The following is a 26870-nucleotide window of genomic DNA, read 5'->3' as shown; positions in this document are numbered from 1 at the left end:
GATTATCGACCCATCGAAAAGCGGAAATTAGAAACATAGGATTCGTAAAGGCGTACAGGCTCCACCACATCGGGAAGGTGACGTACGACAGATTGGAAGCGGCGATCATCATCGGTAACGATGTAGGCAATGCGAATCCCGGCCCCTGTCTCAACGGCCTTGCAAAACTCAGTCGCCCGATCAAGGTCGACGAGCAAGCCATAAGTGTCTGCGACCTCCCACCCCTGTTTAGGCAGTTTGTCTATCCGCCGCCCTTCAGATCCAGCTCTCATCCAGAGAATGGGTGCAATGCGCTGGAAGGCTAGGTTGTGGCTGACAGCAACAGGGGTTTCGTAGGTCAGCGTGAAGAATTCAGCGTTTTCCTCGAAGCCTTCAACCATCGGGAATTCATCGGTAAACTTGTAATCGCCCTTGAGCGGCTCTCCATCGGCCGTGTGTCCGGTAATTGCAGCTTTGATGCGAGGCTTCGTGATATAGTCGCAAATACCCCATTTTTCCCACTCCGAATCGCCAGGTCGAAGGCCGGATTCTCGCAATGCTCGTTGCTCATCTGCAGCAACTTCATTATTTGTAACTGAAATACACTGGCGTCGACCACCATCTTGGCGGTTAAGCCGCATCACCGCGTGTGCTGTAGTGCCTGATCCGCTAAAGAAGTCGAGGACAACAGCATCAGGAATATCTTTGATGAAGTATCTAAGGCAGTCCTCTACAGCGTAAAGACTCTTAGGGAAGGGAAATTTTCTTCCAGGCAGCAGAGCCCTGAGTAGACTGGTTCCATTGGCACCTGCCTCATGGCTCTTATGCTGCCATACAGTAGTGGGGCGAGAGGATTTCCCTTGAGGATCTATGACAATCCATGACCCATCCTCCCTCTGGCCGTTTTTTTGCAGAACACCTTGTTCGATTTTTTTTACATTTGGCGCAGTTAAGTAGGAAAAAACATATGGCTGCAACTCTGATCCTGGATTCTTTGAAACCCGAACAAATCCATTCTCAAGAGCTTTTTTCAGACTGGGGCCGGTTAGACCCCAGTTCATTTCCATACCATCGTTTTCTCTGATAGGAAAAACTTTTGTGCAGCCTAAAATATTAGGAGAGGCACTCCGCTCCACACCGTGCGGCAGCGGCTTTCCAATTTCTGCTATTTTACCAGTCTCATCGTCAACGTATATTGGGTAGAATTGTGAGGGTCCTCCTTTTTTTGTTCCCCTAGCAGACTCGACATCCGTACGACGAAGATAGCGCCATCGCACCTCCACTGCCTTTCCATCACCACTATTATTTGGAACCCCAGCGTCACCAAAGAATGCAAAAAAAATATATTCGTCCGTCCTGGAGAACTCATTTAGTCGCCCTGTTCCCTTCGGATTGATGACAGAAGAAACCATTTGAATATTAGCTTCAGGAAACACTTGCTCCAAAAGTAACCCTAAGCGAAGATATTCTTTTTCGTCGATTGTTACAATCAACACAGATCTATCTTTTCTGAGCAACTCTTTTGCGACATTAAGTCGTCGCTCCATCATTGCTAACCACTTTGAATGACGGTATAGATCTTCCTTTTCGACATAGTTATTGTTGTACTTCCAATCCTGGGCACCAGAGTTATATGGCGGATCGATATAGATCGCATCTATCTTTCCGCGATGCGTATAGGTAAGCGCTTCCAATGCATGAAAGTTCTCACCATTTATCACTGTATGATAAGGCTTGTTATCTCCCCGCTCCACTTTTCCCGTGCTCACAAGCCCTGGATATATGTAGTCACGAAATTCGGCCACTACAACCAGATCTTCTGCAGCTACTTCTGTAATTTCGGGTTCTTCAGTATCGATCAGGGCGATATGAGCTCGGCGGACACCATTGTCCTTGCTAATGCGTAGGACCTTCCAGAGCCGCTGCTCTTCCTTATCTGTAGTCCCGCGCGGCGGCAGGATTCGAACCTTATCGCCCTTGCGGATCGGCCTTCCAGGCAGCTCCACGCTTTCTGGCCGATGACGTTCAAAATTCAAGCCAAAAGCTCGTCGCGATGCCAGCACCTTGAACTCTCTATCGAGTTCTTCCCCAAGAGCAGAGTCTTTCGCTTTCGCCCGCGCGATCAAATCCGTCAGTCGCGACACTATGAATCCTCTTTTTATCAAAACCTTAGATGCCAATATTACCTTTGGCCTCTGCCAGCACCTGGCGTCCTTTATCTGTCAACCTGTAGCGCTGCTTACTGCTACGCGGCTTGTCAGGGATAGTCATTTCCAGCAGGCCACGCTCTAGCAATGGCTTGAGAACCGTATTAGCAAAGTGCTCTCGGTGGCTAAGTCCCGCTGCCTCTTGCAGAACTGCGCGCGATACCGGGCTTACCGCCGTTTGTAGCACCACAGCCTCTTGCTCGGTGACTTGTCCAGTACTTGCCCGGTACTTGTCCGGTACTTGTCCCATCGCTGGATCTTGCGTGTCTTCAGACCGCTGTACTATCTGCGGCCGCCATACCACAGCCCGGAACTGGTTGCCGTCACGCTCGTCGATCAAATCGATCTTCGGCCAGGCATGCAAAGCGCGAGGGATGCCGGTGCCCATGCCCCGGTAAGGGAGGATATGGGCGGCATGGCCAGCCAGCACCTTGTTGCGGCGGTTGGAACGACCAGCTCGAATCTGTTCCGGAGTGAGGGTGTCTGGTAGGTGGCCAGGACTGATGATCTCCACCCGGTCGGCGAAGACAAACAAACGTATGGTGGCACTCACCAGGAAATTGCGGTGTATCAGGGCATTGACCAGCAACTCCTCGAAAGCATCCTCAGGAATCTCCAGTTGCCCTAGGGTGTTAAACCCCTGGTCCCTCTGCACGTGGTGCAGGTTGCGCTTGATGAAGGCCATAGCACGCCGGTACTGCTCCTCCAGCGAGCCATCGATGTTCTCGCTGTCCAAGTACTGCTTGTCATGCAACACAGTACCAGGGAAGGCCACAGCAGTGATCTCGCATACCTGCAGGCGACGCTGTGGCTGTTTGCCGAACAACAACATGCCGGCTAGGTTGGGGACGCCGTCGCGGGCCAGGTCGATGTTTTCCAATAGTTGCATGGGCGGTAGGCCGGCCTGCTCCATGCTCTGGCCGTAGCGGCGCTCAAAATAACGGGCAAAGGCGCGCTCGTCGATGTCGTCCGCACTGGCGTCACGCACCGGCACTTGGTCGGCCTGGAGCAACCCGGATTGCTGGAACAGGCGCTGCATTTCCTCACGTGCGGTCACATGACGCTTGTCGGCGCCGTTCTTGACCCAGATGCGGCCCTGCAAATCCACGTAGGGCTTGTTGATGCCTTCGGTCACCTCCACCACGACCACCAGCCCGGTCTCAGTCTGGACATTGTGGCTCGTGGGGTTGAGCGGGGGGCGCACATGCTGGCTGGCCGCATTGGAGATCAGTTGGTTGAGCCGGCCCACATCCTGCCGGCTCAAGCCAGCAATGTGACCATCATCGGTGACACCAATGAAGAGCCTCCCGCCGGCGCCGTTGGCCAAGGCAGCTAGCTCCGACGCCAGCGAGTTGACGTTGGTGAAGTCTGCCTTGAACTGATGGCGACTATCTTCGCCACGCGCTAGGACAGCTTGCAGAGCGCTTACGTCCATCGTCACACGCTCTCGTAGACAGCCAGAAGGCCGACAACGGCCAGCCCCTGTACATGACGTCCAGTGTCCACGATGCTTCCCCCACGTATTAAATGCTAATTATGAGTAACCAAGGGAATCATACACGGCATAGGCGCCCTACCGCAGCCCGATTCTCCAGCGCAAGAGGAAGCCGATGCGCTCCCACCAGCATAAGCGGGCGCCCAGCAGCTAAGACGCGTCAATCTGGGCAGCCAGCCCAGTAGGCCCCTCTCAGCGGTCTCGTTGTATAGGAGGCCCAGGGTGCTTGGAAGCCCTGGCCCATGCGGCAGCAGTTCCGGTCCCCGGAGTTTGCGGCGCGGTGGGGAGAGCTCGCGTTGTGTTGTCGCCTCATCATTTTACCGTTCGTCTTGATGATCCTGTGCCCCGGCCCTGCCCTTCCCTGTTACCAGAGGCGTTTGAGCACGCTGCAGCCGCCCCGCGACCTTCTCCTGGAGCTCATGACGCTCAGCCTTCATCGGCGGCATGGAGCCCACAAAATCCACGATGCGCTTGGCCAGCTCCTGGTCGTAGGGATCGCGGCTCTGCGCCAAGTCCTTGGCCGCCGTCAGCCAAGCCTTGCGGACGTAGGTCTGGCGCTCCTTGATGTGATCCTCCCAGGGCCGCGGCTTCGGGGCTTTTCCGGTCCGCTGGTCGCGGAAGTCTTCAAGGACCTCCCGGACCTTCGCCTGGTCCACCTGTGGCGTCTGGCCTTTCTCGCGAATGTGGTGCACCACTTGGCTAACGCCCTTCTTGATCACGCCACGGGTGGCACGCGGTGTGGCCTCGGCCTCTACCCCTCGGCGCTCCAGCTCAGTGGCGAAGGTCTCTCGCCACTTCTGCGGGTCGCCCTTCTTCACGTTCAACCGACGGCCGTCATAGCCCAGGCTCTTCACCGTCAGGTGGACGTGGGGGCTGTCCGTGTCGGTGTGTAGCGCCATGACATACTGATGATTCTGGCCAAACTGTCGTTTGGCGAATGCTCGGACGGCATTCTTCACGTCACGCGGCTCAGTGCCGGCCGGCATGGACATGATGATGTTGGTCGTGTCGCGGGTGTTCTTCCGGCGTTTGCCCTGGTCCTGCGCCCAATCCTTGGCCAGGGCGCGAACCTCGTCTTTCCCTTTGATCACATCGCCATGTTCGTCCTCAAGCTCCAGGTTGCCATTGCGGCTGATGTAGTCCAAGTGGGATTGGACATGATCGGCTCCCTTGGCATTACCGGTGATCTTCACCATGACCTCGGGCGCATAGTTCACAATTCGCCGGACACGCGCACGGTTGCCGGATTGTCTACCCTTGTTCTTGACCGGGCCTTCCAGCAGGTCAGTAATTGTGTCGTCAACCAGGCTACCCATCCTTCCTCCCTCGAGTAGCTCTCAGCGTCGCTTTCGCTTCAATCCCGACGCGTTCCAACTCGACAGCGAAGGCCTCCCGCCAATCCTGCGGGTCGCCCTTCTTCACATGCAGCCGGCACCCATCATGGCCAAGGTTCCGTACCGTGAGTTGGACATGTGGGTTGTCGGTGTCCGTGTGCAAGGCCATGACATACTGATAGTTCTGACCAAACTGCCGCTTGGCGAACGCTTGGGAAGCCTTTTTTAGCGCCTGCGGCTCGGTTCCGGCCGGCATCGACAGAACGATATTAGTGGTATAACGGGTGTTCTTGCGCTGCCGACCTTGAAACCTCGACCAGTCTTTAGCCAAGTCACGGACCATATCTTCAGTGAAGGAGAACTGACCGCTTTCGTCCTCAATCTCTACGGCTCCATTCTTACTGATGCGAAGTAAATCACTCTCTACTTGAACCGCATCGTAGGCATTACTGACGATCCGCACGACGACTTCCGGCTTATCCATCACTCCTCCACCGATTCATGTTCCTGGACAGAAGATTGGCCACTTGGTCCTTGTGCTGATCAATTCGATCGGCCAGCGCCTCGATGGCCTCCCGCTTAAGCTTGTCACTCTCTCTGAATTCGATATTTAAAACCCTAGTGACCTGGTTCAGGTTTTTACCTATGGCACGCAATTCCCGGTTTGACTCCCGCAAGGCGGCCACCTCGGCGTCCGTCAGCACGGGCTCTTGATACAACTCAGCCAGGACCAGCGCCATGACCCAACTGGTTCGGTTGGGATAGCCCTCCTCTCGGGCGCGTTGTGCTAGCCAGCGTTCCTGGGTGGGCGATAGGCGGATGGTAAGTTTTCGGGATCTAGTTTCGATCTCCTGGTCGTCCGACGATACTGCTCTTCCGGCAACGCGCTGAATCATCCGCCGTAGCATGTCCGACTCACGCAGACCGTTAGCCTTGCAGAACTGCGTCCAGGCGTTCTTCTCGATTTCTGTCAGGCGTGCTTCAACTCTCGGCATAGTCCAGTTTTCTCCACCGCTGAGAGGTGGGCTAGGCAAGTTTGCCGGCATACGCCAGCACTTGCCGAATCCTGCCCTAGCCCTAAACCCATACTTTCTTTTCGTACGTAAGAAAAATGGCGACTCCTCGGGCGAGGCTAGCAACCACAGGTATACGCGTTAGGCTTCGCCATTAGTAATACGCACGGACCCTTGAACACCTTTGGAACATTCAGAAATTTCGTGCGCACGAAAAGCTGCATGTGCTATTGGCTGCGTTGCCATCCTCGATCCCAAGGGCTTCGCCATTAGTAATACGGACGGACCTGTCTCAAACCTGCTCGTCGCCTAGGGCTGAGCCAGAGGCTTCGCCATTAGACATAGGGGAGGGACTTTGAACACTTTCGGTTGATCCGGCTCCCGGTGGTGAAGCTTCGGTTTCAGCACGCTCGCGCCGACGCCTAGCCATTTCAGCTTTCATCCAATGGCCGGCGTCACGCATCTCAGCCCGCAGGTCCTCGATCTCTTTGGGTGTCAAACGGCGGTAGCTCATGGCGTCTCCTCCTGTGATGTAGCACGCCGGAGCCCGGGATATATCGCTGCGCGCCATCGCCACTGCAGCATGCACACGGCAATACCTGCCACACAGACAAACAGGGTACGAGCAGTCTCGCCATCGCCAGCAAGGGTGCCGCTGACCAAACCAGGCAGTTCGGGGAGCAACGCCACGGACAGCAGGATACCCACCACCAGTAACAGGCCCGAGAGTCCCAGCTCACCGCCTCGCTTCACTCGCGCCCAGCGGACGCACAAGGTACCAATCCACTCAGTTCCCATCGTTTCAACCTCCCGTAATCGTGTTGGCGCTGAAGCGCTTCTGATAGGCCCGCCGGGCAGCCCTGCCGGCCTTGTAAACGCCTTTTGCTGGAGCCGCCGCTGCCGCACCAGCTAGGCGAGCGTCACGCTGGACACCGCGATATTGACGCCGGATCGTAGAAGGCCGCATTGCGTTCATGGCCGAGCCGAGGGCACCTTGCGTTGCAAGCGCGATACCGCCGCCCAGGGCCGACGCCATGGCAGGCACCTGCTTGAGGAACAAGAAACACAGTCCGAAGAACACTACAAAGACAGCAGCATCCCACATGGTGGTCAGGTCTCCGCCGCCTGCCGTCATCCTGTCCAGGAACAATTCACAGAATTCGAGAGCCAGTCGTCCGCCAGCGGCGGCAAGGACCAGGATCATCCCGAAATTCATCACTTGACCCAGCCAGCTCTCGAACCACCGCTGCGTGGTGTTGAATAGAAGGCCAATGATGAACAGTGGGCCGATGCCCAGCAGCAGCGTAGTCATAATCTTGCTCAGCAAGATAAGGAACGCCACGATAAAGGCCACGGCGCCACCCGCGGCAAGGATGGCTAGGGCAATCAGGTACAATCCAAAATTACCGTTCATCACGCCAGCCTTGTCCCAGGCCCGGTCCGCTATCTCGAATACCCGAGAAAAGAGTTCGTCCATGATGCTGGCCATGCTGTCGGCAGGTGTGCCGGTTATAACAGCCGCGATTTCCTCCGGGCCGTGGGCCAACACATCAACGACAACATCCATATAAGTGCCGACTGTCAGGCCCAGGGTCATGATGAAGCCGATACGGATGATGCGAAAAACACCTTCCTGCAAGGGCTCACTGACCTTTCCAAACATCATCATGTAACCCCAGACGGCAATCCAAAGGATCATCATGCTGGTAAAGATCGGTGTGATGTAGGCGACCACATCCCCAACAGTGCTGGATATATAGGTGTCAAGGGCATTTTCGACGAGCTCGAAGGCCCCTTGAAAGAGATCCATAAGGCCTCCTTACCAGATATCGCGAGGTTCGCCACTGGACAGCAGTCGCTCGGCTTCCCTGGCATTGATGCAATTCGAGTCGTCTTTCAACTCGCCGGGGTTGTTGGCGCACATACCCAGGATCGCCTGGCGTTCGTCGTCGTGAGCCTGATACCAGTCCACAGTCTGCACCGGCCCGGTTTCCGGGGTGTCGTCAAGGCAACCTGTCAGCACGACGCTGGCCAGAGCGACGATCACAAGATTTCGTGCGCACGAAAATTTCCTGATACTCATGGGGCCTCCTTACCAGATGTCGCGGGGCTCGCCGGATGACTCGATGGCCATCTGCTGCACGCGCTGGTTGTGCATTGCCCTGTTGGCCTCGGCTTGCGACCGGAGCATGGTCAGCTTGGCCATCTCGTTTTGCAGCAAGACTTCCTCGGTGCCGATGCGGGCCTGGAGGTCGAGAACGTCTTTCTGATCCGGGCTGTTGTTGACCTCGGCCACCAAGCCGGTCAGCTCGCTGAAACGCTCCTGAGCCTGCTCTAGGGACTTTTGGGACTGGCCAAGCCAGGTCGCCGTGTTCTGGTTGCCGCTGTCGTACAGGTCCGCCACGTCACCGGACAGGCCGTGTTCGTTCGCGCTCCTAACACCGGCAGCGCTTAGCACCTGGTTAGGATCGACGTTCACGGCAGTGTCATAGGCCGAGTCGATGACGCCAGCCAAGCCACGGGAACCACTCATGCTGTCCAGTTGCCTATTGGCCGTTTCGAGCTGGTCTTGCAGTTGTTCGAGCTGGCTCAGCATGTGCTCTACTTGCAGGATCTGCTGGGCCAGGTTCGACGTGTCGATGACGGGAATCCCGCCAGCCATGGCAGGCTGCGATAAACCGATGGTGGCCGCGAGGGTGAAACCAGCGATTTTTCGTGCGCACGAAATTTTGTTGCTCATGATCAGACCTCCTTTTGACGATTCTGGCGGGTCGCCTTGGCCTCCAGACGCCGTTTCGTCCTCTGGAGAGTGAGCGACCGTTTTTCAAAATCCAGGCTTTTCAGGTCGATGGATTCCATCACCTCTTTCATCTCCTCGATGCAGGTGAAGAAGTCTTCGGGAAGGGCTTCCAACCCTTCGGTGAGAAAATCGCAAGCGTAACCGGCTATGATCACCAGGGTTCGAATCTCACTCTGGATGGCGTGCTCTTCGACCGCGTGTGATCGGTACAGCCGTGACAGGCCACTGTCGGTGAAGGTGGGTGTGATACCCTGTTTGTTAGCCATGGATGCCTCCTATGCAGGCAGTCGTGGTTAGGCGCGGTCGGGGCCATCACCCCCGTTCCGCGCCGCTCGAATCTTATGTGCGGAGGGTTCTGCGCATTTCTTCTACCGCAGGAGCTCCAACCTTATCGCTGCCGTAATTTCTGGCTATGAGGTCTGCTCTTTGCTGGCCCAGCAACTCAGCCATCTCGGCCCGCGTTAATTTTGATTCGCGCCCAGGATAGTTCTCAGCTTTGGCCACCCCGCCATTATTTCTTGATGTACTCTGTGTTGTATTCTCTGTAATAGATTTGCCCTTTGGTAGAATCAAGGTTTGACCATCCTGATCACCAGATTGGCCAGAAGGGACAGTAGAATCTACCAAAGGGAAAAACTGGGAATTACAACCACTTCCAGAAGGCTCTTCGTCGAGTTGCTCCGCCAGAAGCTCAAGCAAGCGCTCGCAGTTCACCCGATACCACATTTTTGCAGGAACATCTCTCCTTTCCTCTTCCAATACGCCAATTTCCACTAGCGATTTCCTAGCGTTAGCCTGCTGCTTTGGAGAAAGTCCAGTCTCTGATTCCCAACTATCTCTGCCACGCTGATTTTTGTAAAACCACCCACCTCTTTCCTCCGCCTTGGTGTTACGTGTCCAGTAAAATGCTTGGCTAAGGAAGACTGCACCAGGAACTGAAACGCCGGGAAGGAGCGTGAACGCGGCATGATAGGCGACTACCCTACCCAGGATTTTCTGCACTACCGACGGACTAACACGCGCCATATTCAGAAGGCTCCAAATCCAGGGCGTCTTTTACTTGGAGCGTCCGGAAATAGACACGGCGCCCCACCTTCACCATCGTCGGCTTCAGCTTTCGAGAGACCTCAGTATCTGAATAAAGAGAAACCCGCACGCCATCTGGTGAGCGACCAAGCAGGTCCGCCAGGTCAGTTATGCTCATTAGAAGGCCGAATCGCCCGACAAGATAGTCATCTACAGTCATGGTTAGCACCCATCAATCGAACATTGACGAAATTGATGCTAACCAATCCAAGAAAAAGCTCAACCAAGCAAGTTACAATCATCAATCAACATGACACAACTTGATTTTCAAGATATATCACTTTGATCAACCCATTCTTGTTTTAATTACTTAAAAGCAATTCCAATCAAATAGTTAACAAAAAATAATAAACCTACACAAATATTTTAGCGCCGCCACCCCCAGCCTCAAACCATAGGCGAATAAGAATAATAATATGCTTATTATTCTTATTATTGCACAGGCTACATACCTGCCTTCCACCCGCCCATTTCTTGGCTGGGCTCGCCACCAGCTTATCCTTGATGGTACCCAGCCAATTATTTCATATTTAATATTCTGTACGATACAAAATACGATACGGAATACAGTACAGAATATGATACAACCCCCCTTATTTTCGGACTGAGAATGGGTGAGGTCTAATCAGGAGGGAAGGGAGTTTGATGGGCGGCACAATGGTAGTAATAGCACACGTATTACTATTGCCACCCATGCACGTGTGAGGTTTGGCAAGTTGCTTTAAATTCGGTCTAGCTTCGCGACCAGATCTTCCGCCCGCAGGTGCGTATACCTCCTCAGCATCTGCATTGACTTGTGACCACTGATCGCGGCGACCTCCTGGTCGGATAGCCCCGCTTCTACCAACCGGCTGACCGCCTCATGGCGTAGGTCGTGAAAGCGGAAGTCATCGAGTCCGGCCTTCTTCTTCGCCTGGTTCCAGAGCTTGGTGTAGGCATAGGGGCTGCGCTTGCCGTCCCTGCCAGGTTCACCGAAGAACACCAGGTCGCAGTCGAACGGTCGCACCGGGTTGTGCAGCGCCTGCTTGAATACCTCGGTGGCCGCCTGGGTCAGCGGCACCAGGCGGGCTTCGTTGTTTTTGGTGTCGGTGAGGCGTACCACGCGGCGTTTCACGTCGACCTGGGAGCGAGTGAGGGTCAGGATCTCTGACGAGCGCATGCCCGTCTCCAGGGCGATTCTGGCGACCCAGGCCAGCATGGGGTTGCTGTGCTGTCGCAGCACGGCGAAAAGCCGCTTCTCCTCGTCGGGGCTCAGGCGCCGGTCGCGCCCTTCCCCCGGGCTGGGCTTGCGGATGTTCTGAACGGGGTTGTAGGTCAGGCCCAGCCCCCACTCCTGGATGGCCACAGTGTAGAGGTGGCCGAGCAAGGCGAGCTCCAGGCGCACCGTGTTAGGGCTGATGGGCTTTCCCCGCTGCCCGAGGCTGTTCAACCGGTCATCGCGGTAGTTGGCAACCAGGTCTGGCGTCAGAGCTGCAAGGGAGTATTTGCCCAGGTGCTCAATCAGCGTGTTGGCCTTGTGGCGCTCGCTCTTCTGGGTGCTGGGCTTCTTGGTGGGGGTAACGTCGGCGAGATAGCGCTTGAGGGCAGCTTCAAGTGTCATGCGCTCCGAGGCGCTGCGCTGGATATAGACACCGCGCACCATTTCGTCTTCGGTGCGGCGCGCCCAATCCTGGGCATCGCGTTTGGTGCGGAAGGTCTTGGCGGTGGTGGGCCAGCCGGTCTTGCGGATGACGGCTTTCCAGCTACCAGAGGGGGTCTTGACGATGGTGGCCATGAAAAACTCCAGGGGGCTGAAGGATCGGCACTGTACCGAAACTGTACCCTTGGACTATGGGACTCACCAAAGAAAATTCTTAAGTAGCTGATTTGAATGGTGGGCCCAGCTGGACTCGAACCAGCGACCAAGGGATTATGAGTCCTACCAAGCTACCTGTAGGTCACACAAAGGCAAAGCTTGGAGGGTCTACCCCCTGTCGAGCCTGACCGGCACTGCAGCGTGGAGGGTTCTGAAAGAGGCAAAACGCCTTAGCCACATTGCTTCTATTGCTTCCACTGCCCGTTATAGCTTGGCAATGCGTGCAGGTCAACCCAGCCATGGGATGGATAATGCGCCACACCAAGCCTCTTGGTACGGCTCAATTTTCTCGTTGAATGAAGGTGTTGCTGCCAGCATGAGGAAGTGGGTACGGCATCGCAATCTGCTCAAACACCTGACGCCCACGGCCGTGGCTCAGTTGGAAGCCCCCACCGGGCTGCTGCCCAGACGACCGCCCATGGCTGCGTCCCACAGCTTGCCATGCTCTACGGGCTAAAGGGGGGCATCGCCACAGCTGAACAGCAACCCAGTAGAAAAGAGCATACCGATGGCTTTGCGCGGGGATACAGCCCTCGCCTACCCTGGGTCTCCAGGTGCGAAACGCAGGTTGAATTGCCGGTAGTCCTGCTGAATGCCGGCGGGGAGCTGTCGGATCTTAGGAAATGGCGCTGCCGCTTCTACAGCCAGAAGGACTGAGCGGTCGACATCCGCATTACCACTGCTTTGCGTGATTGACGCAAGAGTAAAGCTCGCCTGTTGGTCCCAGACGTACGGCCACCTCAACCCCGGCTCCTGACTCAGTACCTGGTGGGATCACCCGAGCCTGCTGGACCGAGCGCCGCACTAGGTTGATGAAGCTGTCGGCGCGATCCTGCCCCTGAACGATATCGGCTACCTTTTTCTGACGGGCAGAGCTCTGGCTAACGTCTACTAGGCTTTGGTCGGGTAGACCGGGAGATTACTCGTCCCGCCCCCCCTCAGATCCGGACGTGCGCAATTAACGCATCCGGCTCCTCAATCATCAGATTCGCTAAAAGGACCATCGGTGCACTACCCTTGCACGCGGCAAGGGAAGACGATCCAGCAGTTGACCTGCCTTCTCCCACGTAATCCCCCCTTTCTGGGAGCGTCGACTCAACCACTTTATCCAGTACCAGATTACCCGGAACCGGAACACCTGGAGCGCTCTGCCATTGTTGCAGATACCGTAATAGGCAAAGTGCCCTTGTACCTTCCGACATAGATGGCGATGCTGGACTTGAAGTGGCAGGTGCCTGTTCGCCCGACACCAAAGCGAAATATGCCTCAGTGCCCGTTTGAATCGGTCCTTGGCCGTTTTCTGCTTGATGATCCAGCGACCGCGCCGAGATTTTCCCCAGTAGTGGGTAAAGCCCAAGAAGTCGAAGGTCTCGGCCCGTTGCTCGCGGTGTGGTCGGAACCGCACCAGCCGGGTCTTGGCTGGGTGCAGGGTGAGCCCAAAGCGCGCGAAGCGCTTCGGCAGCACCTCCAACACCTTGCGGGCATCGGCTTCATTGCTGAAGGCAAGCACGGCGTCATCGGCAAACCTCACCGAGAATGCCCGTCCTCGCAGGCGCGGCTTGACGTCCTTCTCAAACCACTCGTCCAGCACGTAGTGGAGGTAGACGTTCGCCAACATCGGGGAAATCACACCCCCTTGCGGGCTTCCGACCTTACCTCTCTGCCACTGCCCGGCCTCCATTACACCGGCCTTGAGCCACTTGCCGATCAGGCGCAGGATGACACCGTCCTTCACTCGTTGCTGCAAAAACGCACGCAGGTGCTGATGGTCAATCGTGTCGAAGAAGGCCTGGATGTCCAGGTCGATGACCCAGCCACCTCCCATCGACGACAGCCCGTCCCACACCGTCTTGATCGCCTGGTGCGCCGAGCGTCCCGGTCGGAAGCCATACGAGCCATCCCGAAAGTCATGCTCGTAGAGGGGTTCCAGCAGGGCCACCACGGCGCGTTGCAGGGCCTTGTCTTCGAAGGTGGGGATGCCGATCGGCCGTGTGGTGCGTCCATCTCCCTTGGGAATATGGACGCGCCGCACCGGCGGTGCCCGGTAGCGACCGCTCTTGGCCTCCTCCAGCAACCGCTGGATGTTGGCCTCGAAGTCGCGCACGAAGTCGTCCGCCGTCTGGCCATCGATCCCGACAGCGCCGTCTCGGCGCGTCATCAGGTAGGCCGTCTTCAGCCACTGGGCATCGATGTTATGCGCCAGTGACGTGAAGGCACGCTGCGGGAAGCGCTCTGCCAGCGCAGCTATCCGCAATTGTTTCGTGTACATGACACCAGGTTCCTGTGCACCTGTCATGTTTCCCTCTCGCGGTTCTGATGATTGGCCGCCCCTTCCCTCCAGCGGGTCCCGTCGAGCCGGTTCCCCGCCTTCTTAGGTACTATGAGCGACTCCGACTCCCGCCCTTCCGTCCGACCGGCTTCTTGTGCTCACCTGGCCGTACCCCTTAAGCGCCTGTGATTCGCTTCCAGTACCGTCAGGCGCGACAGCACCGGACCGGGAGCTTTCGCAGCAGGCAGCCCCTCGCCTGTGCCATACCCTTCAGGGGAGAAAGGCGGGCCTCCCAGGTTCCTGGGAAACCCCTATGTGGACATGCCCTGCTCTCCGACCCCGGCGACCCTCCCCGCCAAGCCACACAGCGGGTTCGTATTGCCTTCCACTTTCAGAAGAGTGTCGGCGATCGCGACCATGACTATTTCGGGGCTCAATCACACGGCCTATCCACTCGCTATCTACGCTTCACAACAGCGATTACTCGATGCTGCGCAAGACTCGCTACCGGCTGGTGGCTAGCCTTGGCCGGGTGGGACTTTCACCCACTGGGTTTCAATATGCCCTTTTCACCTCCGTTGGTCGGTGTCCTTGGCGACCAGGCTTCTCCTGGCGCACTCTGAAAAGTCCGCTCGCAGGCAGCGGTCTATGCACGCCAGGCATACCATGGCCTTGAAGCTGCTGGCCAACTTGTCGTAGCGAGTGCAGACCCGGCGCAGCTCTTTGACCCAGCCGAAGCAGCGCTCGATGATGTTCCTTTCTCGATAACGAGGCTTGTCAAAGCCCCTCGGGGCACCGGGGCGCGGCTTTCGATGCATCTTTCGCTTGGCAAAGATCGGCTTCATTCGATGACGGTCGCAGTAACGGCGAAGATCGTCGCTGTCATAGCCTTTATCCGCCACGATGTGCTGGCAACGTTTGCGCGGTCGCCCCATGGGGCTGGGCAGGCGCACACGCTCCATGGTGGGGATGAAGTGGCGCGTATCAGCATCCTGTCCCGGCGACACGGTGAATGTCAGTGGCCAGCCGTGGCGATCGCAGACCATGTGGATCTTGGTCGTCAGGCCGCCTCGGCTTCGCCCCAGCGCATGGTCTACGGGCTCTTGGTGCCCCCCTTTTTGCCGCCTCCCGAGGCGGCTCGCGTCGCCCGGATGGAGGTCGAGTCGATCATCCAGGTATCAAGATCCATCAGGCCATCCTCGCGGAGTCGCAGCTGGAGCCGAGCCAGGATGGCCTCGAAGGTGCCATCATCACGCCATTGCCGGAATCGGTCATAGACCGTCTTCCATGGCCCATAGCGCTCCGGCAAGTCGCGCCATTTGGCGCCAGAGCAAAGGATCCAGAAGATGCCGTTCAACACCTGGCGGTCATCTCGGCGGGGCCGCCCCATGGATTGCGGTGGCGACACGATGTCTTCGATGAGGGCCCATCCGTTGTCGGAGATCTCGTAGCGTCCTGCCATACCTCACCTATGCTGCTGCGGCATAGATGACATTAGCAAATTCGACTTTTCGGACAAAGCCTAATGCTTCGTCTTGGGCGGAAGCTGCCTCCAACTGGCGCCGGATGACACTCAGCTCACCCTGTGCCTTTGCAAGGCTGTCTTCCAAGCGCAATAGCATCGCTTCAGATGCCGTGGCCTGCGGGGCTTGCTGAAGAGCCTCTTGCTTCATATCCGCCATCACGCCATTGGTCGGATTGGCGACGAAAGCACCAGTACCGGGCTTGGCAGTGCCACTGTCGACAGCAGCAAGCCCGGACGGCAATACGTGAACGATTACTACAATAGTTACGACTGTAGTACTAACCCGGCAATCTAACAGGTTGCCAAAAAACGCCCTGCATGTCCCATGGTTACGGGACCTGAGGCACACATGAAAAACTGCCGGGTTAACATAAATGTCTGCTAATTTACCTGTTCTCCAGGTGCGGTCTCAACATTTCAACATCTGTATGCACATATTCCAGCGTTGTTTTTACACTAGAATGCCCCAGAAGGGCTTTAGTGATATGAAGATTCCTATCAGGCTCCCTCATTAACTCAGTCCCAAGAGTATGCCGAAATCGATGTGGGGTAATTCGGCAACCACAGGCCTCTGAAAGCAAGTCGAAGAACCGCTCAACTTGCCAGGTGTTCATTTTTTCAGATCGGTGCCTTTCGCTAAAACGGTTAACATTGAATAGCTGCTCTCCTCTCTCGAATCCCATCACTCTAGCCGAGTTCATAAGCATTTTTAAATGCGGCTCTAATGCAGTCGAGATAGGTATCGTATGCTCCACCCTGTTCTTTGCCCCTTCAGATGAGGCCACGATATATCCATCCCTAATATTCACATCCCCAGGAGTAAGATAAAGAAGCTGCCTAAGCCGCATTCCTGTGTGATAGAAAGTCTCAAAAACAACCCTCCAAAACCATGCCGGATGTATCCTTTCTGGCTTAGCCCTAACCTGCTCCAGCTTTTCCGATAGCATCAGGCATTCCCTAGCAAGCTTTATTTGCCCCTGAGTAAGCACTTTCTTTTTCTTCTTGTACACAGAAACCCCAACCCCGGAAAACGGGTTTTTCATGACAGGGAGATAGCCGTGATCTATCCCATGCTTATAGATTGCCCTCAAATGCCTCACATAGTTATTCCAAGTGATTTCAGATATCTTCCTCTCGAAAACATTACCTATGGAGTGCTCCCTCCACTCCAAAACATGATCACGGGTGACTTCGCAAGCAAGAAGATCATCACCTATGTAAGACTTGAAAATACCCAACCTGCTTGCATATGTTTTCTGAGTTGCCGGACGAAGCCAGCGATCCTTAAGAAAAACTGCCAAAAGCTCATCCAAGCTTAAAGCGCTCATAGGTTGCCCTCAGAGTCAAAAAGGAAAGGATTGCCTGAATTGTGAGTTTCTAGGCTCACTGGCATAGTCATGGAACACTCCTGCTATCAGCCAGACTGCCCTAAAAACCACCGGAACCGCTTCACCGGCAAGCTATAGGGAATACGACTCCTCTCCGTCAGCCAGCGCTTAGAAAAATAGGATTGCAACAAGTCGTCAAAGGTAAATATTTTCATTCTTCAGGTTTCCCATCAATCAGGTCAATAAAGGGGTTATCAAACACCTCTTTACCCCGCTCCATCAGGTCATCCTTACCCACAAGATACCCAGACAGGGTGCTCGACTTCTTGTTTGGACCGATCACCTTCACCTTGTGAAAACTTCCGCCATCCTTGTTCTTCTTGTGAAGCTTCAGCTTCTGGAATGAATCCTGAACTTCTTTCCACTCCTTCTCTTCTCTGTTCACCTCCTGGCAGTAGCGCTTGAATACCTTAGGGCTCACTATAAACAGTGTACCGTCTACTGCATGAACCAACGCCTTCGAGTCGTTCATTAATATCTTGTGAGTTTTCAGCCCGTCTCGCAGCCAGGCTAGAAAGTCTTTCCCGGGTGATGTCTGTCCAGAAGATGCATGATGCGCAACCCCTTCGTCACTCTCAGCAGGGCCTTGCCCTGGCTGCTCCTCTAAACTTGGCTCTGCTTTCTCATCGCCGCCTGTGGCGATATCAAGAATGGAGGCTTTCAAATCATCCTGGATTTTCTCGACGCTACTCGAGTCAGTCAGCTCACTTAATGTTTCCACAGACGCAGGTACGTCATCTGGTTCCGGTTCTTTAATCTCTTTCCTATCCGCCGGCTTATTTCCATCACCTTCAATGGCCTCGACATTCCCCGAGAAAACCTCTGGCTCCTCATCACCGTTCCAAACGAGAGACTTGTGAACCTTGAGCATGAAAAGGTCTGTTCGCCACTCCCCCATCTCGACTACGCACTTCCAGACAGAGCGCCCTTCCGGGTTCTCCATAATCAGGCCATGGGACTGCATTTCGTCATAGAGGCGAGACTCATTGGTTGGCACACCCTCGATGCCATGAGAAAGCAGATAGCTCTTGATTTCTCGTGGCACCAGCGGCGTCACCAGCCACAGCGCCTCAGACGTGACAAACCCCTGAGCGCCTTTTTCATTGAGCCGGATCTTTTCTGTAACGATGTGGCAAATGGCACCTTTCAGCTTGCTCTGCAGGGACTCCCGGGGGGGCTTGTCGATATTGGAGACCTTGCCGCCCAGCGACTTGGCCACGCTGGCCCTGTCAGCCTGACTGACAATTTCACCGATAACCCCGGATCGTTCTGAGTGACCGCTTACGGTATACATCACCAGGCCAAACAGGTCCGGCTGGCTTCTCAGCCACTCGAGACCAGAGTTACCCACTACTTCCTTGCACAGCAGCAGATTGGTAGCAGAGTGCAGGAAGTAATCGCGCCCTTTGACATAGCGAACACGATACCTGTCGGGAATCACACCTTCCCAAAGGCACCACCTTCGACCAGATTTCAGATGGATATCGATGTCGACGATGGCCTTGGCAATGTCATGCAGCAGGCAGGCATAGATCACTGCCACACTCCACAGCTCCCCTGTGGAAGACTGCTTTTCAGGAGACTCCTTGGGTGGCAGCAGGTGTTGCCGGCGCAGCCTCAGTCCAAACACACAGGTCTCGAGCCCATGGTCCAGCATTCCGCCCGGGTAACTGTGGTGGTGAGACTCCGAGGCAGGCAACAGCTGAATCCGCTCGGCATATCGCTGCACCGGCTCTTTGACGTAAGCATCGAACACGGGCTGTGTCAGCGAGGTGCTTTCTTGAATCGCCTTGAGCAGCTGTTGCCGATATGGGGTAGCCAGCAGTTCCGCACCGGTGCGCGGGGTTTCCCAATCGGCGTCACCCTGCACGCTGCCAGCGTCAGTCGAGCCACGGCGCCCGCGTAGAAAATTGAGGATCAGCAAATTTCGCTCCTCTGGATGCAATCCATGCATCACAGCGGTAGTCCCTGACGGGCACCAGAAGAAACGTTAAATGCGATGAGAAGGCTTTACCCCAAGGCACTCCTTGCCCTGGTGCAATAGCTATGGGATGCAACCCAAGCGAGAATGATTTTACTTATCAGACAAGTTACATCACTAAGAAAATCACCATATTCTTAATGAGATATATCTTAATTGTTTGTCGCCTATATCTTACAACCAAGGTCTAGAATTTACAGGCATCAGCTTGGTGAGCGTGAAGAAAAGCCCCCTCCGAAGAGGGGGCATGGGTTGGGTATCGGTCAGGTGACCAGCTGCCTGGCCAGGGCCATCTCCACGGAATCTCCATCCGTATTGAGGGCATCCAGGCCCGACTCGGGCACGTCTCCCGACGTGCTCTGAGCCACGGCGATCTTCTTGGCCATCAGCGACAGGCAGGCGATCTGCGACGATCCGGCATAGCCGAGGTAGAGCACCTTCACCGGCTGCCGCTGGCCGATCCGCCAGGAGCGGCGGGCGGCCTGCTGCAGGGTGTAGACGTTCCAGCCCGTCTGCATGAAGACGATGGTGGGGAAACCCAGCAGGTCGAGCCCGGTCTTCACCAGGTCCGGATTGGTGATCAGCACGTCGACACCGCGGTCGACCTGATCGGCAATCCAGTCCTCGCGCCGCTGGGTCTCCACGCTCGAGCGCAGCACCGCGACCTTGAAGCCGGCCTGGGTAAGCACCGCTTTGAGTCGGCTGCTGGTATCGCGCTTGCCGGTGTAGGTCGTGTAGACCAGCACCTTGCGACCCTCCGCCTTCTCTCGCCGGCAGATCGCCACCAGCTCGCGCTCCTTGGGCATCGGCTGTTGCTCGCCGTAGAGGCTCTTCACGAACGCCAGCAGGCTGCCCGAGCGCGGATGCTTGACCGTCTCCGGTCGGAAGCAGCAGTCCGGCCAAGCCAGCAGCGCATTGAGCACCACGCCCAGCAGGGTGGTGTCCTTGCGTGCCAGCGCCTGTCTGAGCTCGGCGGTCAGTTGACCCTCGAGCCGCCGGTAGGCAAAGGCCTGCTCGTCGTCCATCGGCACCTCGATGAAGTCTTCATCGTAGGGCGGCAGCACGTTGCCACCGATGTCCTTGAGCTTGAGGAAGACGGTGAAGGGCAGCACGTAGCGCATGATCCCCTTGGGACCGAAGCCCGGGGCCTTGACGGTGCGCACCGACAGCTTCTTGCCTCGCGCTGTCTTGTGCGAATCGCCGTCGCGCTCGGTGTAGATGTCCTTCAACACCCCGTGGTCACGCAGGAACGACATGGCCGCAGGCCCCATCGATCCGCGCCCGTTGGGGCGATACCCGTCCTCGAGCATCTTCGGCGTGAGGATGCGGAACAGCAGGTGGAACAGGTCGTCGGCATAGCCGCCCATCAGGGTGCCGGTCAGCAGCAGCGACTTGCGCGCCTTGGCTGCCAGCACGCCCATGGCCTGGCCCTGGGCCGACCCGGCGTTCTTGTACTCATGGCCTTCATCCACGATCAGCAGATCGAAGGTGTGATCCGGCAGCTGCCGCTTGATGAACTCGGTCGGCTGATAGCCGCCTTCACCGAATCCGAACTCCATCGTGGCCATGGCCCGCTCCATACGGGCCGCCTGCCGGTCGGAGAACACCAGCTCGCCATTCTCATCCATGAGGTTGATGAACTCGTGGATGTTGTCGCCCAGCAGCGTGGCCAGGAACTCCTCGCCAAACTGCTGCACCAGGCGCTCCGAGGAGACCTTGCCGATGGTAGGCAGCTTGCGCAGCGCCTTGAGCACCAGGTCGCGTTGCAGGCTGCCCGTCGCCCGCTGTGGCCGCATCAGCGTCCAGAGAGGGCCGTGACAGTGCCGGCACTTGTGGCGCCGTTCCTCGCGGAGAAACTGCGACAGCGATACCACCTCGTTGTCGCTGTCGATCACCGTGCCACCGCACTGGGGGCAGGCCGCCAGCTCGCCACCCGGCACGCGCTTGCGCGCCGCGGCGGGTCGCCAGTGGAAGCCCATGCGCATGCGCACTCGCCCCAGGATGAAGAACTCCGGCCGCCCATCGGACGGCTGGCCCAGGGCCTCACGGAGCTTGAGCAGCTTGACCAGGGTGTCCGGGCCGTTCAGCACCCAGACCCTGGCCTGATCGACGGTCTCCAGGATCTCCCGCCGCCACTTGTAGACCAGGTGGGGCGGCGCGATCACCAGGAAGCGCCGATAGCCCTCGCCGTGACAGACCGCCGCGGCGGCAATGGCCATCATGGTCTTTCCGGTGCCCATCTCGGCGTTGATAATGCCCGCCGGCTCGTCCCGGTCGAGCAGCAGCGCCGAGATGGCTTGGACCACCTCGGCCTGCTCGGGGAAAGGCGCCCGCTTGAGGGCCGCCATGACGGCCTGGCGACGAGGGTTGGCCTCGCCGTCATAGACCGGGGGATGAGAGCGGTTGAGCGAGGCCAAAAGGCCATCGCCAAACTCCTCCACGAAGGCGTTGAGGTCTACCTGAGGCCCGAAAACCTCGCCAGACTGCGCCATGCCGGCCGGCGCCGGCAGCTGAGTGATGTTGTTCATGTCCGTCTCCTTGTGCACAAGAAAACGGCGGACACTCCCCTCCCCTGGCGGGTTGGAAAGGCCCGCCGTGGGGAATGGCGCCCGGGGCGCCGGTCAGTAGTCGTCTGGCAGCAGCAGCGTGGTAGCGCTGCGATCCGCCTCGGTGATGATCCAGACGGTGAGCGACTCACCGATCCGGTAGGACGAGAGCAGCCTGTCACCGTGCATCAGGGCCTGCTCGTTGCTCTGGCGGTCCTCCTCGGGCACGTCACCCCAGTCGCCGGTGACGTGTCGTCGGAGCAGCGCCATGGGCGAGACCTCGCCCCGCTCCACCAGCTCGTTCACGGCCCGAGTCATCACCACACGCCCTACGTCGAAGCGGCGTGGATCCGGCCTCGCGGCACGTTCAGCGACCCGGTTGAGCGGCTCTGGCGCATCGCCTGCCTCGGCATCGGCCGTCTGATCACCCTCTTCCGGCTCGCCATCATTGCCCGCCGGCGTCGAGGTAATGGTCAGCAGCTGTCCACAGTGCGGCGAGTTCGGCGTCATCTCCCAGGCGCGGATCACCGGCACGAAGCGGTCGGTGAGCACGCGGGTCTCGGTGATGGAACCATCCTCCCGCTCGGTGAACTCGGTCTTGGCGACCTTATCCTTGTGGGTGTTGCCCTTGACCACCAGGCAGCGGCCGTTGGGCGCAGTGACCACGCCGGAGATCGCCCCTGCCGCCAGCGACAGGGCCAGATGCCAGGAGGAGAGTCGGCGCACCGGGGGACGCGGCGCTTGGCCGGTCTTCCCGAACGCGCCGCCCACCTCGGGCCAGAGCCCCTGCAGCCGCCCGACTTCATCGGCCAGCTGCTCGGCGTCGAGCGACACGCGGTAGAAGTGGCGCAGCTCGCCCTGAGCCGCCGGTACCACGTAGGGCTCGAAGGGCCACACCTCCGGGATCACCTCGGGCGTGACCTCCTTGCCTCCTACGCGCAGCAGCTGGGCGCGCATGGCCTTGGCCTCCTGGCTGCGCTCCGCCTCACGGCGTCGCACCCGACGACCCAGGATCACCACCTGCTGGAAGTCATCCACGGCAGCGCGGAAGACCCTCAGCTCGGTGAAGTGGTTGACCAGCCAGCCGGTCAGCTCCCTGTCCAGGGCATAGTCGGGGACGATCAGCACCATCACGCCCCCATATTGCAGGGTGCCAACGGTGCGCTGGTAGAACAGCTTCTCGAGGCGCCTGCGCCCCTTGCCCTGATAGCTCTCGTAGCCGGCGTGGTCGGCCAGCAGGTCGCCATAGGGCGGGTTGAGCCACAGGCAGCCCATGCTGCGCGGTGAGATCACCGTGTCCATCAGGTCGCCCTGTAGGCCTCTATCCACCAGGCGATCCATCGAGGCAGCCCGCTCGGCGTGATACTCCACCCCGCAGGCCTGAACGCGTTCGCGCCCCAGGTGATGGGCCAGCTCGGCGATGGCAGCGCCCTCCCCCGCACAGGGATCGAGCACTCGCATCCGGCCGGCGCTCGCCGGGCTGAGCGCCTGAAGCACCCGCTCGAGCGACGCCTCGTCCGTGGGGAAGTAGCCATTCCTGGCGAAGTTGCGCGCAATGCGCTGAAACATCAGTGCCATGCGACACCTCCTGTCGGTTGGGTGTGGTAGGCGCGGCCAGAACGGCCGCACCGCGGTGGAGCAAGAGCTCAGGGCTCGGGGGTGAGCACGCCGGCGCGGATCATGCCGCTGAGGCGTGGGGCCAGGTCGTTCTCATCGAGTGAGATCTCCCAGGCCTGGATCGGCCCCTGTGAGAACGGGGCCGGCAGCACCGCATGCTGGGCATGCAGCAGCGTCATCACCGGCGCCCGCCAGTGATCCAGCAGGGGCAGCGGGCAGAGCTCCCGCACACGAGGCCACAGCTGGTCATCCACCGGGTAGGTACCCTCCTCGTCGTCGAGCAGGGCGATGCTGTGCAGGTTGGCGCGATCCGGTGTAATGCAACGCTGGTCGAAGAGCCACACGTGCACTAGGGTGCCGAAGCGCGTCTGCCGCAGCCGGGCGGAGCGCCGGGAGTAGCGGTCCATGTCGCCAAAGACCATGGGGTGGCGAGTCTCGCCCTGGCAGAGGTGCAGGGTATCCAGACCATTGTCTGCCGCTGGTAGCGTCAGCCTGGCCAGCAGCTCCTGGAGCGCCGTATCCCGCCCCCACAGGGAGAGAAACAGGCACTCACGCTGCCGGCCAAGGCAGAACGCGTCGGCGTACAGGTCCAGGCACTCATCGAGGGTGTAGAGCTCGGGCATGAGGGTCTCCATCGGTTAGCGAAGATCGATGGGGACATCCCGAGCCCAGGGCATCGAGATGCCCCGGTGGGGAGTGGCTGCCTCAGGCAGCGGCTTGCCAGGTCTGCGTCGGTGCCTGGAACTGGTAGCCCAGTTCCTTCAATCGACTCACCTGACGGCGGAACAGCGCTCGGTCCACGGTGGGGTCGAGCTTGACGCTCTGCCCCAGGGGCCAGAGCAGGCCGAAGAGCTCGGCGTCGGGATTGGCTTCCTGGCCAGCGGCGTGGGTCTCCGGGGCTTGCGGCCCTGGTCCCTCACCAGCATCAACCTGAGGCGGCGGCGCAGGTGGCGCCATCGGCTCGCCCGGTCCAGACATGGATGGGGCAGGAGGCGCGGGAGCGGCCTCCTCCTCCAGCGGATCCATCTCCGCGGAGTCGAAGCGTGGGCCATGCTGGGTCACCAGCATGCCGTCCTCGGTCAGCAGCATCTCGCCGACCTTGGCGCGGACCTCCACGACCAGCCGGCCACCGGCGAAGTAGCTCGCCGGTCGAATCTCGAGCAGCAAAAACTCGCCCTCAAACACCCCTTCGCTGAACTGATCCAGCTGTGGGTCCTTGATGACGAACTCGCCGATCGAGGCCGCCAGCCGGCCCACATTGAAGGGGCCGTTGCGCCCATGAATGGTGCGGACGGTGAGCCGTCCGGGAATCTTGATCATCACCAGACTCCTGTTCGACAGGATGCAAGAAGAGTGGACGGGGCCAGCAGTGCCGGCCCCGTCCAAGCGGCCTCGGGCAAGGGCCCGAGGTGTCAGAGGTAGCCCCGCTCGGCGAAGGAGACCGAGTCCGAACCGCCGACCACGATGTGGTCGAGCACGCGAACTTCGATCAGACCCAGTGCCTCTTTAAGGCGCTGGGTGATGCGTCGGTCCGCATCGCTCGGGTCGGGCTCCCCGCTGGGGTGGTTGTGGGTGAAGATCACTGCACCAGCGTTGTGGTGCAGCGCCGCCTTCACCACCTCCCGCGGATAGACCGAGGCGGAGTCGAGGGTGCCGTGGAACAGCTCGCTGAACTCGATCACGCGGTGCTGGGTGTCCATAAAGATGGCACCGAACACCTCGTGGTCGTAGCCGGCCAGCTTGAGCCACAGAAACTCACGTACCCGATTGGGCGTATTGAGCTTCATGCCCTTGGAAACGAAGCGCTCCACCACCTGGCGTGCCGCATCGATGACGCGGTCATCGGGGGCTGCCAGGTAGTTGCCGTCGCTGTCGCACACGAACAGCTGAGACGCGTTGGATGGGGAGTAGCGAGAATCTGCCGGGAGGGCAGCTGCTGAAGTGTGTGTCATGACCAGAACCTCCGGACATGACCGAGACCGCCCCCTCCGGGAGCGATGTCCCGGTCGGGGTGGATAGTGAGGAAGGGTTACGCTGCGGCGAGCAGCGCGTGGTTCAGCTCGTCGTGGCGAGCCACCAGCAGGTAGTCTCCGTGCTGGCGGTCGTTCTGCACCACGAGGGCCTCGAGCTCGAGAGCCAGAGGCTGATGGGGGTTCCCGCTGGGCGGGATGCGATGGTGAGTCAGCCGCACCGCCTGGGTCCCTGCCGGGTACCCGCACAGTTGGCTGGCCACGTTTTGCAGCAGCAGCTGGAATCGTTCGATGGGAGAGACCCCATGCTCCGAGACCACGTGCTCTGCGACATACATGCAGTCATCCATGACACGCTCGCTAATGCGCACCTTGCCCACAAAGCCGTGGTCACGAGCCAGAGACGACATATCGTAGGATTTCATGGTGTATCTCCTGCGGTAATGCACACAGGGGACACACCTTCCCCACCGGGGAAAGTGGATCCCCTGGTGGGTGATGGCACATGAGTGCCGAGGAAGAGGTGCTGCATCCACCCCGGGAGGGCGGCCTCGTTTCGGGATGCGCGAGGCCTTGGGAGGTGGCGTACCGCCAAGCGGCGCACCCTTGAAACGCCTGGATGCCGGGGTTGTCTCAGTTGGTGCCGGTCGAGACCACCGGGCCGCCATCGGCGGTGCTTGCCTGATTAAGGCTACATCGCCGATGCCCATCGTCAAGCACTGGATGGCCAGAACAGGTACCAAGCCCTGTCAAGTCCGGCCGAGGGAAGACTTTGCTGTTGCCATGATCATTTGATTTTCAATTCGATATTGAGCGTTATTTGATCAGAAGAGTCGGCACCCAGCGCAGAAAGGCCACCATCCCGAGCAGTTCCACCAGCGACTGCAGAACGATCACCACGACCGCTGCGCTCCAGGCCTCAGGCAAGGAGAGTGCCAGTGGCAGCATGACGAAGGAGTTGCGTGTGCCGAGACTGAAGGTGAGCGTGCGGCCCGTGGCAGCAGGAAGCCGGAACGCCTGGCTCAACAGCTTGCCGAGGGTCGCCGCGACCACCAGGTAGAGCACGAAAACCGCTACAACCCGCCACAGTAGCATGCCGCTGTCGACCACCAGGCTGACCTGGGAGCCGGCAATCAAGAACACCACCAGTGCCAGCAGGGGGATGGGGAGCCAGCTCATCCCATCGACGACTTCCTCGATGACGATGTGTCGCTCGGCCACCCGTTCGGTCAGCCAGGCCAGTATCAGGGGGGTGACAATCAGGCCAGAGAAGGCCGCCAGCAGGTGGCTGTCGGCTGTCAGTTCGATGGCCAGATCGCCCATCAACCACCAGACATACAGCGGCAGCATCACCAGTTGAACCAGCAGCAGCAACGGGGCGGCTGCAATCGCCCGCGCACTATCTCCTCTACCCAGATGGGCAAAACTGATAAACCAATCCGTGCAGGGGACCAACAGTACCAGGAGCACGCCGAGTCGAATGGCAGGCTGTTCTGGCAACAGCAGCGATAAGGCAGCAACGGCCAGCGGAACCAGCAGGAAATTGCCCACCATTAGCGCCATCATGAATCGCCAGTCGCGAAATGCCCGGGTCAGATGAAGCAGGGGCACCTGGGTGAAGGTGGTATAGAGAAGCACGCCAAGCAGTGGCCAGAGCCATATCTCCCAACGCTGGGTCGTATCCGGCGATCCCCAGCCGATCGCCAGGCCGACCAGGATCGCGGTGAGATAGATCCAGACCTGATGCTGCTCCAGTGTGGCGCGCATGATGTGAACGGTAGCCTCGTCGCGGACTGAGCTGCTGC

25 protein-coding genes are annotated in these 26870 nt (G+C 58.5%); all 25 read right to left on the bottom strand.

Annotated elements, in window-relative coordinates; genetic code table 11:
• Positions 1–2: 2 nt before the first annotated feature.
• Positions 3–2123 carry a site-specific DNA-methyltransferase gene (locus HNO53_RS05650; RefSeq protein ID WP_209476866.1) on the bottom strand — a complete coding sequence of 707 codons (2121 nt, stop codon included), beginning with the start codon at positions 2121–2123 and terminating at the stop codon, positions 3–5.
• 25 nt (positions 2124–2148) lie between these two features.
• A complete protein-coding gene (locus HNO53_RS05645; protein WP_209478529.1) occupies positions 2149–3621 on the bottom strand; it encodes an RNA-binding domain-containing protein in 1473 nt (490 codons plus the stop codon).
• Between the two features lie 377 nt (positions 3622–3998).
• Positions 3999–4997 carry a relaxase/mobilization nuclease domain-containing protein gene (locus HNO53_RS05640; RefSeq protein ID WP_209476864.1) on the bottom strand — a complete coding sequence of 333 codons (999 nt, stop codon included), beginning with the start codon at positions 4995–4997 and terminating at the stop codon, positions 3999–4001.
• Positions 4990–5499 carry a relaxase/mobilization nuclease domain-containing protein gene (locus HNO53_RS05635; protein ID WP_209476862.1) on the bottom strand — a complete coding sequence of 170 codons (510 nt, stop codon included), beginning with the start codon at positions 5497–5499 and terminating at the stop codon, positions 4990–4992. The genes HNO53_RS05640 and HNO53_RS05635 overlap by 8 nt, the downstream gene beginning before the upstream one ends.
• The gene (gene mobC, locus HNO53_RS05630; protein ID WP_209476860.1) at positions 5492–6010 is read right to left on the bottom strand and encodes a plasmid mobilization relaxosome protein MobC; all 519 of its coding nucleotides are present in this window, start codon (positions 6008–6010) and stop codon (positions 5492–5494) included. Before mobC ends, HNO53_RS05635 begins: the two co-directional genes overlap by 8 nt.
• A 310-nt stretch (positions 6011–6320) precedes the next feature.
• Positions 6321–6542 carry a hypothetical protein gene (locus tag HNO53_RS05625; RefSeq protein ID WP_209476858.1) on the bottom strand — a complete coding sequence of 74 codons (222 nt, stop codon included), beginning with the start codon at positions 6540–6542 and terminating at the stop codon, positions 6321–6323.
• Between the two features lie 288 nt (positions 6543–6830).
• Entirely contained in the window at positions 6831–7838 is a 1008-nt protein-coding gene (locus tag HNO53_RS05620; RefSeq protein ID WP_209476856.1) for a TrbL/VirB6 family protein, read from the bottom strand.
• A gap of 9 nt (positions 7839–7847) precedes the next feature.
• Positions 7848–8111: an EexN family lipoprotein gene (locus tag HNO53_RS05615; protein WP_209476854.1), complete on the bottom strand. Its 264-nt coding sequence runs from the start codon at positions 8109–8111 to the stop codon at positions 7848–7850.
• A gap of 9 nt (positions 8112–8120) precedes the next feature.
• A complete protein-coding gene (locus HNO53_RS05610; RefSeq protein WP_209476853.1) occupies positions 8121–8768 on the bottom strand; it encodes a TrbJ/VirB5 family protein in 648 nt (215 codons plus the stop codon).
• A 2-nt stretch (positions 8769–8770) separates the two neighbouring features.
• Positions 8771–9094 (bottom strand): hypothetical protein, encoded by a 324-nt coding sequence (locus HNO53_RS05605; RefSeq protein WP_209476851.1) that lies wholly within the window; start codon positions 9092–9094, stop codon positions 8771–8773.
• A gap of 73 nt (positions 9095–9167) precedes the next feature.
• Positions 9168–9602, bottom strand: coding sequence for a hypothetical protein (locus tag HNO53_RS05600; protein WP_209476849.1), 435 nt, complete (start codon positions 9600–9602; stop codon positions 9168–9170).
• A gap of 1033 nt (positions 9603–10635) precedes the next feature.
• On the bottom strand, positions 10636–11688 hold the full coding sequence (locus tag HNO53_RS05595; protein ID WP_209476847.1) for a tyrosine-type recombinase/integrase: 1053 nt from the start codon (positions 11686–11688) through the stop codon (positions 10636–10638).
• Positions 11689–12306: 618 nt separating this feature from the next.
• Entirely contained in the window at positions 12307–12513 is a 207-nt protein-coding gene (locus HNO53_RS21660; protein ID WP_209476845.1) for a cell envelope integrity TolA family protein, read from the bottom strand.
• Between the two features lie 247 nt (positions 12514–12760).
• On the bottom strand, positions 12761–14038 hold the full coding sequence (gene ltrA / locus HNO53_RS05585) for a group II intron reverse transcriptase/maturase (protein WP_209476844.1): 1278 nt from the start codon (positions 14036–14038) through the stop codon (positions 12761–12763).
• Positions 14039–14607: 569 nt separating this feature from the next.
• Positions 14608–15500, bottom strand: a protein-coding gene (locus HNO53_RS05580; protein WP_242597549.1) for an IS5 family transposase whose coding sequence is annotated in 2 segments (ribosomal slippage) — positions 14608–15144 and positions 15147–15500 — 891 coding nt in all. Because the reading frame shifts where the segments join, the coding sequence is not laid out codon by codon here.
• 7 nt (positions 15501–15507) lie between these two features.
• Positions 15508–15804 (bottom strand): hypothetical protein, encoded by a 297-nt coding sequence (locus tag HNO53_RS05575; protein WP_209476842.1) that lies wholly within the window; start codon positions 15802–15804, stop codon positions 15508–15510.
• 145 nt (positions 15805–15949) lie between these two features.
• Positions 15950–16891 carry a tyrosine-type recombinase/integrase gene (locus HNO53_RS05570; protein ID WP_209476841.1) on the bottom strand — a complete coding sequence of 314 codons (942 nt, stop codon included), beginning with the start codon at positions 16889–16891 and terminating at the stop codon, positions 15950–15952.
• 211 nt (positions 16892–17102) lie between these two features.
• Entirely contained in the window at positions 17103–18875 is a 1773-nt protein-coding gene (mobH, locus tag HNO53_RS05565; RefSeq protein WP_209476840.1) for a MobH family relaxase, read from the bottom strand.
• A 320-nt stretch (positions 18876–19195) separates the two neighbouring features.
• Positions 19196–21460, bottom strand: a complete 2265-nt coding sequence (locus HNO53_RS05560; protein WP_209476839.1) for a DEAD/DEAH box helicase — start codon at positions 21458–21460, stop codon at positions 19196–19198.
• A gap of 93 nt (positions 21461–21553) precedes the next feature.
• Complete coding sequence (locus HNO53_RS05550; RefSeq protein WP_476695655.1) at positions 21554–23107, bottom strand: DUF6094 domain-containing protein; 1554 nt, start codon at positions 23105–23107, stop codon at positions 21554–21556.
• A gap of 17 nt (positions 23108–23124) precedes the next feature.
• Positions 23125–23718: a hypothetical protein gene (locus tag HNO53_RS05545; RefSeq protein ID WP_095622737.1), complete on the bottom strand. Its 594-nt coding sequence runs from the start codon at positions 23716–23718 to the stop codon at positions 23125–23127.
• A gap of 82 nt (positions 23719–23800) precedes the next feature.
• A complete protein-coding gene (locus tag HNO53_RS05540; protein WP_095622738.1) occupies positions 23801–24415 on the bottom strand; it encodes a DUF3275 family protein in 615 nt (204 codons plus the stop codon).
• Positions 24416–24507: 92 nt separating this feature from the next.
• Positions 24508–25047, bottom strand: a complete 540-nt coding sequence (gene radC, locus HNO53_RS05535; RefSeq protein ID WP_095622739.1) for a RadC family protein — start codon at positions 25045–25047, stop codon at positions 24508–24510.
• Between the two features lie 77 nt (positions 25048–25124).
• Positions 25125–25490 carry a hypothetical protein gene (locus HNO53_RS05530; RefSeq protein ID WP_095622740.1) on the bottom strand — a complete coding sequence of 122 codons (366 nt, stop codon included), beginning with the start codon at positions 25488–25490 and terminating at the stop codon, positions 25125–25127.
• A 391-nt stretch (positions 25491–25881) separates the two neighbouring features.
• On the bottom strand, positions 25882–26832 hold the full coding sequence (locus tag HNO53_RS05525) for an arsenic resistance protein (RefSeq protein WP_095622741.1): 951 nt from the start codon (positions 26830–26832) through the stop codon (positions 25882–25884).
• Positions 26833–26870 lie beyond the last annotated feature (38 nt).

This window comes from Billgrantia antri, assembly GCF_017868935.1.
In the GTDB taxonomy this organism is placed as follows: domain Bacteria; phylum Pseudomonadota; class Gammaproteobacteria; order Pseudomonadales; family Halomonadaceae; genus Halomonas; species Halomonas antri.
Note: the sequence above shows the minus strand (reverse complement) of the source record. Positions and strands in the feature narration are given on the sequence as shown.